The sequence below is a fragment of the Streptomyces sp. BR123 genome (assembly GCF_013401435.1).
Classification (GTDB): Bacteria; Actinomycetota; Actinomycetes; order Streptomycetales; family Streptomycetaceae; genus Streptomyces.
The window spans coordinates 1-9,658 of the sequence record NZ_JACBGN010000267.1 but is presented as its reverse complement, the minus strand read 5'-3'; the positions used below and the strand labels follow the sequence as shown (position 1 = coordinate 9,658).

General features: G+C 74.2%; 8 protein-coding genes. 6 read left to right on the top strand and 2 right to left on the bottom strand.

Annotated elements, in window-relative coordinates:
- Nucleotides 1-144: 144 nt before the first annotated feature.
- Together HYE82_RS29175 and HYE82_RS29170 are read left to right on the top strand one after the other, a co-directional pair.
- A complete protein-coding gene (locus HYE82_RS29175) occupies nucleotides 145-543 on the top strand; it encodes an SHOCT domain-containing protein (protein WP_179177177.1) in 399 nt (132 codons plus the stop codon).
- A 184-nt stretch (nucleotides 544-727) separates the two neighbouring features.
- Complete coding sequence (locus tag HYE82_RS29170; protein WP_179177176.1) at nucleotides 728-1,573, top strand: MurR/RpiR family transcriptional regulator; 846 nt, start codon at nucleotides 728-730, stop codon at nucleotides 1,571-1,573.
- Between the two features lie 263 nt (nucleotides 1,574-1,836).
- Here the strand turns inward: HYE82_RS29170 and HYE82_RS29165 are convergent, their stop codons facing one another.
- Nucleotides 1,837-3,006 (bottom strand): NAD(P)/FAD-dependent oxidoreductase, encoded by a 1,170-nt coding sequence (locus HYE82_RS29165; protein ID WP_179177175.1) that lies wholly within the window; start codon nucleotides 3,004-3,006, stop codon nucleotides 1,837-1,839.
- A 105-nt stretch (nucleotides 3,007-3,111) separates the two neighbouring features.
- On the opposite strand from HYE82_RS29165, the gene HYE82_RS29160 reads away from it, so the two are divergent.
- Nucleotides 3,112-3,708, top strand: coding sequence for a TetR/AcrR family transcriptional regulator (locus HYE82_RS29160; RefSeq protein WP_179177174.1), 597 nt, complete (start codon nucleotides 3,112-3,114; stop codon nucleotides 3,706-3,708).
- A gap of 224 nt (nucleotides 3,709-3,932) precedes the next feature.
- Here HYE82_RS29160 and HYE82_RS29155 read toward each other — a convergent pair whose 3' ends face one another.
- Nucleotides 3,933-5,291, bottom strand: a complete 1,359-nt coding sequence (locus HYE82_RS29155; RefSeq protein ID WP_179177173.1) for a diaminopimelate decarboxylase — start codon at nucleotides 5,289-5,291, stop codon at nucleotides 3,933-3,935.
- Between the two features lie 119 nt (nucleotides 5,292-5,410).
- Between HYE82_RS29155 and hutU the strand changes: the two genes are divergently transcribed.
- From hutU to HYE82_RS29140, 3 genes are read left to right on the top strand one after another with little or no spacing between them, the layout of a single operon-like run.
- Entirely contained in the window at nucleotides 5,411-7,084 is a 1,674-nt protein-coding gene (gene hutU, locus HYE82_RS29150) for a urocanate hydratase (RefSeq protein ID WP_179177172.1), read from the top strand.
- A gap of 17 nt (nucleotides 7,085-7,101) precedes the next feature.
- Nucleotides 7,102-8,292, top strand: coding sequence for an allantoate amidohydrolase (locus HYE82_RS29145; protein WP_179177179.1), 1,191 nt, complete (start codon nucleotides 7,102-7,104; stop codon nucleotides 8,290-8,292).
- Nucleotides 8,283-9,638, top strand: a complete 1,356-nt coding sequence (locus HYE82_RS29140; RefSeq protein ID WP_256987863.1) for a formimidoylglutamate deiminase — start codon at nucleotides 8,283-8,285, stop codon at nucleotides 9,636-9,638. Before HYE82_RS29145 ends, HYE82_RS29140 begins: the two co-directional genes overlap by 10 nt.
- The last annotated feature ends 20 nt before the right edge of the window (nucleotides 9,639-9,658 follow it).

Genomic DNA, 9,658 nt, shown 5'->3' with positions numbered 1-9,658 from the left:
CACTCAAGCTGGCACAGCCGCCCCGGCCCCGCAAACGGGCTCCGTCGCCCGGAAGGAGGCCTTGCGGGTGCGGCACCCGGGAGTTCGGGCTATACCGGAACGGTGAATGCCATCGGGGGGCAACCAAGCCTCCAGGAGGCTCAGATGGACGACTACCCGCTCCTCAACCTCTTCTGGACCATGCTCCTGATATTCCTGTGGGTCCTGTGGTTCTTCCTGCTCTTCAAGATCATCACGGACATCTTCCGGAGCCACGACATGGGCGGTTGGGGCAAGGCCGGCTGGACCATCTTCGTGGTGATCCTGCCGTTCCTCGGCATCCTCGTGTACCTCATCGCCCGCGGAAAGGGGATGGCCGAACGCGACCTGGAGAGCGCCAGGCAGGCGGACGCGGCCTTCAAGGCGTACGTCCGCGACGCCGCCACGACGTCCGGTCCCGGAGGCAGCGCGTCGGAGCTCGCCGCGCTGGCCGACCTGAAGGAGCGGGGCGCGATCACCGAGGCCGAGTTCCAGCAGGCGAAGCAGAAGCTCCTCGCCGCCTAGTCCGTTCCGGAACCCGCCTCTCGGAGGGCTCCCCCGTGCGGTACGCACGGGGGAGCCCTCCGTTGCAGGCCCGTCGCCGTATGCCGGTCACCGCGTCTCGGGAAGCGGGCAGCCGCTTGCCGTCCTGCATAAGCGCATGCAGAGTGCTCGGTGACTGAATGGGTACGGGGACGGAGGGGTCGGGATGAGCGACAGCCCGGCGGCGCGGCTGCAGAAGCTGTTCGAGGGGCACCGGCTGACGCCGACCCAGCGGCGGATCGCCCACTGCATGGTCCGGGGCGCGACCGAGGTGCCGTTCCTGTCGAGCGTGGAGCTCGCCGAGCTCGCCGGCGTGAGCCAGCCGTCGGTGACCCGGTTCGCGGTCGCGCTCGGCTTCGACGGGTACCCGGCGCTGCGCCGGCACCTGCGGGAGGTGGCCCCGCCCGCCGAGCGGGTCGAGGAACCGCAGGTGGAGGCCTACAACGAGTACCAGCAGGCCGTGCAGGGAGAGATCGAGAACCTCCGGCGGCTCTCGGCCATGCTCGCCGACCCCGCGCCGGTGGAGGAGGCGGGCCGGCTGCTCGCCGGATCGTCCCCGCTGCCCGTGCTGGGGCTGCGGGCGGCGTCCTCGCAGGCGCGCGGGTTCGCGTACTTCGCGGCCAAGGTGCACCCGGACGTGCGGCTCCTCGACGAGGGCGGCTCGATGCTGGCCGACCGGATCGACGCGGCCGCCGGGGCCGGCGCCTCGGCCCTGCTCTGCTTCGCACTGCCCCGGTATCCGCGGGAGGTGGCCGAGGCGCTGGAGCACGCGCGGGCGGCGGGGCTGACGGTGGTGACGGTCGCCGAATCGGCCTTCGCGCCGGTCGCGCGGTACTCGGACCTGCTGATCCCGGCGCCCGTCGGCACCGGGCTGGCTTTCGACACGGCGTGCGCTCCGATGCTGCTCGGGCGGGTGCTGCTGGAGGCGATGGCCGACGCCCTGCCGGATGCCCAGGCCCGGCTGGAGGCCTTCGACGCCCGCGCCGCGGCCCGGGGCCTGTTCGTGGAGTGAAGTGCTCCCCTGGCTGGCGCCGGGAGACGCCTGCCTGCCCTGCCCTACCTGCCTTGCTGTGGCGGGCTTGACGCGCTCGGCGCGTCTGACGACCGCCCTTCCGGCAGCCGGGACGAGCGCGAGGCCCATCCGGTACAGGTGCAGGAGCCTGCAGCAGGTGCCCCATGGTGCGGGCCGCGGGCGCTCGGCCATCCACTGCGCGGCCCCGGCAACGCCGGTGCGGTTCGGGCACGGGTGCCCGAACCGCCGCCCCCGCGGGCCGCTCAGCGGTAGTTGAGCTCCGCCAGCTCGGCCGCGGCGCGGTTGTTCAGGGCCGGGACGCCGGCGACGAGGCGCAGTCCGGTGTTGCGGACCAGGCGCAGGGCCGGGTTGCGGGTGGTGGAGAAGCGGGTCATGCGGTCGGTGAGGGCCACCACGCGCAGGGCGACGGGCCGGCGGGCGGCTTCGTACCCGTCGACGTCGCCGGCGGCGAGGGCACGGCCGAGCGCGTACGCGTCCTGGATGCCGGTGTTCATGCCCTGGCCGCCGGCCGGGCTGTGGACGTGGGCGGCGTCCCCGGCCAGCAGCAGGCGGCCCGCCCGGTAGCGGTCGGCGACCCGGTGGTGGATCCGGAACCGGGACGACCACGCGAGGTCGCGGACGGTGGCCTGGCCGGGGGCGAGCCCGTCCAGCAGCCGCTGCATGTAGGCGAGGTCCGGCGCGGCGGGGGCGGCCGCCTCGGCGACGGTGGACACGACCCGGTAGCGGCCGCCGGGCAGCGGGGCCACGATGGTCGGTCCGACGGGGCCGAAGGTCAGCGAGACCTCGCGCGGGCCGGGCGACCACTCCATGACCACGTCGGCGAGGACGAACGACTCCGCGTAGGAGGCGCCGGTGAACGGGATGCCGGCGGCCCCGCGGACCGTGCTGTGCATGCCGTCGGCACCGACCGCGTGGGCGGCCCGCAGGGTCTGGCCGTCGGCGGTGGTGAGGGTGACCCCGTCGGAGTCCTGGGTGACGCCGGTGACCTCGTACGGGCGGTGCACCTCGCCGCCGAGGGCCCGCAGGCGGGCCAGGAGCACGGCTTCGGTCTCGTACTGGGGGACCATCAGCGCGTACGGATAGGCGGTGCGCCCGCGCAGGCCGTCGAAGGAGACGGCGGCGACCGGGCGGGCCCCGTCGCGGATCCGGAACCGGGAGACGGGGATGCCGCGGCCGACCAGTTCCGCGGACAGGGCGCCGGACGGGTCGAGCTCGTCGAACACCTCCAGGGTGCGGGCGTGGACGACCCCGGCGCGGGAGGTGTTGGCACCCTCGGCCTGGCGGTCGAGGAGGACGAAGTCGATCCCGGCCTCGGCGAGGGTCACGGCGAGGGCCAGCCCGGTGGGGCCGGCGCCGACGATCGCGACGTCGGTGCGGGCGGGGAGGGGGAGTGCGGCGGCTGTGCTGGTCATGACGGCCTCCTCAGGCGGGCCAACGGTCGTTGGCCAACGGCTGTTGACATCACAGTGCACCCGCTCCGCTGGTATGTCAACGGTTGTTGGCCTACGCTTGTTGGCATGACACAGAGCGCGCGCACCAAGGCCGCGATCCTGCGCGCCGCGCGGGAACGCTTCGCCGCACACGGCTACGAACGCACGACCATCCGGGCCGTCGCGGCGGACGCGGGCATCGACCCGTCGATGGTGATGCGGTACTTCGGCAGCAAGCAGGGGCTGTTCGACGCGGCGCTGGCGGCCGCCGGCGGCGGCGGCGAGGGGGAGGGGGAGGGCGGCGGCGAGGACGAGATCGACCTGCGGATCCCCGACCTCTCCGCGGTGCCCGCCGACCGCCTGGCCGAGACCCTGCTGGGGCACTTCCTCGACCGCTGGGAGGGCGACCCGGCCGACGACGCCCTGCTGGTCCTGCTGCGGTCGGCGGTGACCAACGAGCAGGCCGCCGCCCGCGTCCGCGCCGTCTTCGCCGGGCAGGCCCTCCCCGCCCTGGCCGCCGCCCTCGGGCCGGAGCGGGCGGCCGCGTGCGCGGGCCTGGTCGTCTCGCAGCTGCTGGGGCTGGCGCTGACCCGCCACCTGCTGCGCGTCCCGGCGGTCACCGCCCTCGACCGCACCGCCCTGGTCGCGTCCTACGCCCCGGCCCTGCGGGCGGTCCTGGCCTAGTGCTCTGATCGGAACGGTCTGCCGGCTCGCGGCATCCGGTGCGGTGCATCGCGAGGCGGAGGGTCGCAGTCCCGTACTCGGCGTACCCGCGCGGTCCGACAGCGCGGCGAGGTGCCGTGCCCGGGGACGCGACCCGGAAGCCGGCCGGGGGAGCGCCGTGAGGCGGTGAGCCCGAGCCCTTCCGGTCAGGGCACCGGCCGACGCCCGACCCGCGCCGCGTCCGGTCAGAGCAGGGTGTCGCGCAGGTCGCCGCCTGCTTCCGCCACGATGTCCGCCGCGGTCTGGGGCGTGCGGGCCAGGGCGAAGCGGACCTCGCCCGACGGGCGGACCGTGAAGCCGTGTACCGCCGGCCGCGGCAGGCTGTTGTAGCCGTAGTGGGCCGTGAAGAAGTACGCGCCGGTGTCCGGCACGGCGACCAGGTCTCCCGGGGCCAGCTCCGGCAGCTCCCGGGCCGCGGCCAGCAGGTCGCCGGCGAAGCAGGCCGGGCCCGCGACGTCCTGGGCGACGGGCGGGCCCGTCTTCGGGGCGCCCTTCGCGTCGTACGGCAGGATCCGCACCGGCCACGCCGCCGGCGCGTACACGGTCCGGGTGGCCAGCTGTACGCCCGCGTGGGTGAGGGCGATCGCCCGGGCCCCCGTCGTCTTGGTGTACTCCACCCGGGCGACGGCCAGCCCGTGCTTGGCCAGCAGTGCCCGCCCGAACTCGGTGACCAGGCCGTACGAGCCGTCGAACAGCGCCGGCACCGCCTCCCGCAGCACCCCGACGTACTCCGCGAAGGTCGGGGTGTGCGCGTCCGAGGCGAAGTTCACCGGCAGGCCGCCGCCGATGTCGAGGGTGTCGATCCGGCGGCGCCCGGCCGCCGCGTTGATCTCCTCGGCCAGCGCGTGCAGCTCCCGTACCCCCTGCGCGATCAGCGGCAGCGGCACCCCCTGCGAGCCCGAGTGGGTGTGCAGCCGGGTGAGCCACGGGCGGTCCAGGTACGCCCGTACGAGCCACTCCCGCGCGCCCGGGTCGCGCAGTGCGATGCCGAACTTCGAGGTGGCGGTGGCCGTGGACAGCGCGTCGATGGAGCCCGCACCCGTCTGGGGGTTGATCCGTACGCCGATGGGGGGAACGGCCCCGGCCGGCCGCTCCGCGACCAAGGCGTCGAGCCGCTCAAGCTCCTGCCGGTTGTCGGCGTTGACGGCGATCCCGAGGGCGAGGGCCTCCCGCAGCTCTGCCGTGGTCTTGGCGGGGGAGTCCAGCACCGTCCGTTCCGCCGGCACGCCCGCGGCCCGGGCCAGGGCCAGCTCACCGGGGCTGGCCGCCTCGCAGCCGAGGCCCGCGTCGGCGAGCAGCCGCAGCACCGGCACCAGCGGCGCGGCCTTGACCGCGAAGGCGTGCAGGACGGGGGTGCCGGGCGGCAGTGCGGCAGCGAACGCGTCCGTCAGGGCGGCGGCGGCCTCCCGGATCCCGGCCGTGTCCAGCAGGCAGACCAGCGGCGGAGCCGGATCCGACCCGCCGACGAGACCCTGCTCGACGGCGGCCCGTACGGCCAGGTCGCGGCGCTCGGCGGCGCCCTGCGCGTGCATCTCGGCAGCCATGTCCGTCATCCCATCATCCGGCGCGCCAGCCCGCAGCTGTTGACTGGAACTATTCAGGCAGCGAGGATGTGAATGGAATTACCTACAGCACGCCACTTCGCCAGCCAGGAGGCAACGCCATGTCAGGACCCCGACCGGTACGAGCCGCGCGCGGCACCGAGCTCAGCGCCCTGGGATGGCAGCAGGAAGCCGCCCTCCGGATGCTGCAGAACAACCTCGACCCCGAGGTCGCCGAGCACCCGGACAAGCTCGTCGTCTACGGCGGCACGGGCAAGGCGGCCCGCGACTGGCGCTCCTTCGACGCCATGGTCCGCACCCTGCGCACCCTCAAGCAGGACGAGACCATGCTCGTCCAGTCGGGCCGCCCGGTCGGCGTCATGCAGACCCACGAGTGGGCCCCCCGCGTCCTCCTCGCCAACTCCAACCTCGTCGGCGACTGGGCCAACTGGGAGGAGTTCCGCCGCCTGGAGCACCTCGGCCTGACCATGTACGGCCAGATGACCGCCGGGTCCTGGATCTACATCGGCACCCAGGGCATCCTCCAGGGCACCTACGAGACCTTCGCCGCCGTCGCCGCGAAGAAGTTCGGCGGCACCCTCGCGGGCACCATCACCCTCACCGCCGGCCTCGGCGGCATGGGCGGCGCCCAGCCGCTCGCCGTCACCATGAACGACGGCGTCGCGATCTGCATCGACTGCGACCCGCGCGCCATCGAGCGCCGCATCGAGCACCGCTACCTCGACGTCAAGGCCGACTCGCTCGCCCACGCCCTCCAGCTCGCCACCGAGGCCCGCGACCAGCGCAAGCCGCTGTCCATCGGCCTCCTCGGCAACGCCGCCGAGCTGCTCCCGCAGATGCTCGCCGAGGGCGCCCCGATCGACATCGTCACCGACCAGACCTCCGCCCACGACCCGCTGTCGTACCTGCCGGTCGGCGTCGCCTTCGAGGACATGGCCGACGCCGCCGCCAAGGACCCGGCCGGCTTCACCACCCGTGCCCGCGAGTCCATGGCCCGGCACGTCGAGGCCATGGTCGGCTTCATGGACGCCGGCGCCGAGGTCTTCGACTACGGCAACTCCATCCGCGGCGAGGCCCGGCTGGCCGGCTACGACCGCGCGTTCGCCTTCCCCGGCTTCGTCCCGGCCTACATCCGCCCGCTGTTCTGCGAGGGCAAGGGCCCCTTCCGCTGGGCCGCCCTGTCCGGCGAGGCCTCCGACATCGCCAAGACCGACAAGGCGATCCTGGAGCTCTTCCCGGAGAACGAGTCCCTGCACCGCTGGATCAAGATGGCCGGCGAGCGCGTCCACTTCCAGGGCCTGCCCGCCCGCATCTGCTGGCTCGGCTACGGCGAGCGCGACAAGGCCGGCGAGCGCTTCAACGACATGGTCGCCTCCGGTGAGCTGGCCGCCCCGCTGGCCATCGGCCGCGACCACCTCGACTGCGGCTCCGTCGCCTCCCCGTACCGCGAGACCGAGGCCATGCTCGACGGCTCCGACGCCATCGCCGACTGGCCGCTGCTCAACGCCATGGTCAACGTGGCCTCCGGCGCCTCCTGGGTGTCCATCCACCACGGCGGCGGCGTCGGCATGGGCCGCTCCATCCACGCCGGCCAGGTCACCGTCGCCGACGGCACGGCGCTCGCCGGGGAGAAGGTCCGCCGCGTCCTCACCAACGACCCCGGCATGGGCGTCATCCGGCACGTCGACGCCGGCTACGACATCGCCGAATCGGTGGCCGACGCCAAGGGCGTCCGCGTCCCGATGCGCGAGGGCGACGCAGAGGCCTCCGCGTGAGCCAGAGCTTCCACGCCATGTGGACGTCGCTGCGGCCCATCGGCCGCAGCGACGCCTCCGGCGGATACCGCCGCTACGCCTGGACCGGCGCCGACGCCGACTGCCGGCTCTGGTTCCGCATGCAGGCGGAGGCCCGCCGCCTCGACGTCGAGACCGACCGCAACGGCAACCAGTGGGCCTGGCTCGGCGACCCGGCCGCCGGTGACGCCGTCGTCACCGGCTCCCACCTGGACTCCGTCCCCGACGGCGGCGCCTTCGACGGCCCCCTCGGCGTCGTGTCCGCCTTCGCCGCGCTCGACGAGCTCCGCGCCCGCGGCGTCCGGTTCAAGCGTCCCCTCGCCATCGTCAACTTCGGCGACGAGGAGGGCGCCCGCTTCGGGCTCGCCTGCGTCGGCTCCCGCCTCACCTCCGGGCAGCTGACCAAGGAGAAGGCGTTCGAGCTGCGCGACGCCGACGGCATCAGCCTCCCGCAGGCCATGGAGGCCGCAGGCCACGACCCCGACGCCATCGGCGCCGACCCCGAACGCCTCGCCCGCATCGGCGCGTTCGTCGAGCTGCACGTCGAACAGGGCCGCGCCCTGGACCTGTCAGGCGACTCCGTCGGCATCGCCTCCGCCATCTGGCCGCACGGCCGCTGGCGGTTCGACTTCCACGGCGAGGCCAACCACGCCGGCACCACCCGCCTCGTCGACCGGCGCGACCCGATGCTCACCTACGCCGAGACCGTACTGGCCGCCCGTACGGAGGCCGCGCTCGCCGGGGCCGTCGCCACCTTCGGCAAGATCTCCGTCGAGCCCAACGGGGTCAACGCCATCCCCTCCCTGGTGCGGGGCTGGCTCGACTCCCGCGCCGCCGACCAGGCCACCCTCGACACCGTGGTCACCGCCATCGAGAAGGCCGCCCGCGAGCACGCCGAGAAGGACGGCATCGACCTCGCCGTCGTCCGGGAGTCCTTCACCCCGGTCGTCGAGTTCGAGCACGCCCTGCGCGACGAGATCAACCGGATCCTCGGCGGATCCGTCCCCGTCCTCGGCACCGGTGCCGGACACGACGCGGGCATCCTCTCCGCCGCCGTCCCGACCGCCATGCTGTTCGTGCGCAACCCCACCGGCGTCTCCCACTCCCCGCGGGAGTTCGCCCCCGAGGACGACTGCGTGGCCGGCGTCCTCGCCCTCGCCGACGTACTGGAAGGCCTGGCATGTCGTTGAACATGCACGCGTTGAAGACGTACTGGCTGGAGCACGCCTGGCTCGGCAGCAGTGTCGAGCCGGGCGTCGCCCTGGACGTGTCCGACGACGGGCGGATCGCCGCCCTGCGGACCGGGACCGAGACACCGCCCCCCGGGGCGGAGGTCCTGCGCGGCCTGACCGTCCCGGGCCTGGCCAACGCCCACAGCCACGCCTTCCACCGGGCCCTGCGCTCGGTCGTCCAGGTGGGCTCGGGCACGTTCTGGACCTGGCGCGACGTCATGTACAAGGTCGCCCAGAACCTCACCCCCGACAGCTACTTCGACCTCGCCCGCGCGGTGTACGCCGAAATGGCCCTGGCCGGCATCACCAACGTCGGCGAGTTCCACTACGTCCACCACGCGCCCGGCGGTACCCCGTACGCCGATCCCAACGCCATGGGCGAGGCCCTCATCGAGGCCGCCGCGGCCGCCGGCATCCGCATCACCCTCCTCGACACCGCCTACCTCTCCTCCGGCTTCGGCGAGGCACCCAACGAGCACCAGCGGCGGTTCTCCGACGGCACCGCCGAAGCCTGGGCGGAACGCGTCTGCGCCCTCAAGCCGCGCGGGCACGCGCTCATCGGCGCGGCCGTCCACTCCGTGCGGGCCGTCCCCGCGGGCCAGCTCGCCACCGTCGCCCGGTGGGCGGAAGAGCGGCAGGCGCCGCTGCACGTCCACCTGTCCGAGCAGACCGCCGAGAACGACGCCTGCCGGGCCGCCCACGGCTGCACCCCCACCCGGCTCCTCGCCGACCACGGGGTCCTCGGCCCGCGCACCACCGGCGTCCACAACACGCACCTCACCGACGAGGACATCGCCCTCCTCGGCGGCACCGCCACCGGCACCTGCATGTGCCCCACCACCGAACGCGACCTCGCCGACGGCATCGGCCCGGCCGGCCGGCTCCAGCAGGCCGGCAGCCCGCTGTCGCTGGGCAGCGACAGCCACGCCGTCATCGACCTCCTGGAGGAGGCGCGGGCGATGGAGCTGAACGAGCGGCTGCGCAGCCGTACCCGTGGCCACTGGACGGCGGCTGCGCTGCTGACCGCGGCCACGGCGGACGGCCACGCCGCCCTCGGCCTCCCGGACGCGGGCCGCCTGGAGGTGGGGGCGCTGGCCGACTTCACCACCATCGCGTTGGACACGGTCCGCACCGCCGGGCCGCTGCCGCGGCTCGGTGCGGAGACGGCGGTCTTCGCGGCCTCGGCCGCGGATGTCCGCCACACGGTGGTCGGCGGCCGCCACATCGTCCGGGACGGCGTCCACACCCTGGTCCCCGACGTCCCGTCCGCCCTCGCCGATTCGATCGCGGCCGTCCGCGGCTGACGCCTCCCTCTCCCCCACCC

Bases quoted from the DNA above. Each gene is read 5' to 3' on its own strand.
- HYE82_RS29170 (WP_179177176.1), top strand. From the start codon at position 728: ATGAGCGACAGCCCGGCGGCGCGGCTGCAGAAGCTGTTCGAGGGGCAC.
- HYE82_RS29155 (WP_179177173.1), bottom strand. From the start codon at position 5,291: ATGGCTGCCGAGATGCACGCGCAGGGCGCCGCCGAGCGCCGCGACCTG.
- HYE82_RS29160 (WP_179177174.1), top strand. From the start codon at position 3,112: ATGACACAGAGCGCGCGCACCAAGGCCGCGATCCTGCGCGCCGCGCGG.
- HYE82_RS29165 (WP_179177175.1), bottom strand. From the start codon at position 3,006: ATGACCAGCACAGCCGCCGCACTCCCCCTCCCCGCCCGCACCGACGTC.
- HYE82_RS29145 (WP_179177179.1), top strand. From the start codon at position 7,102: ATGTGGACGTCGCTGCGGCCCATCGGCCGCAGCGACGCCTCCGGCGGA.
- HYE82_RS29175 (WP_179177177.1), top strand. From the start codon at position 145: ATGGACGACTACCCGCTCCTCAACCTCTTCTGGACCATGCTCCTGATA.
- HYE82_RS29140 (WP_256987863.1), top strand. From the start codon at position 8,283: ATGTCGTTGAACATGCACGCGTTGAAGACGTACTGGCTGGAGCACGCC.
- hutU (WP_179177172.1), top strand. From the start codon at position 5,411: ATGTCAGGACCCCGACCGGTACGAGCCGCGCGCGGCACCGAGCTCAGC.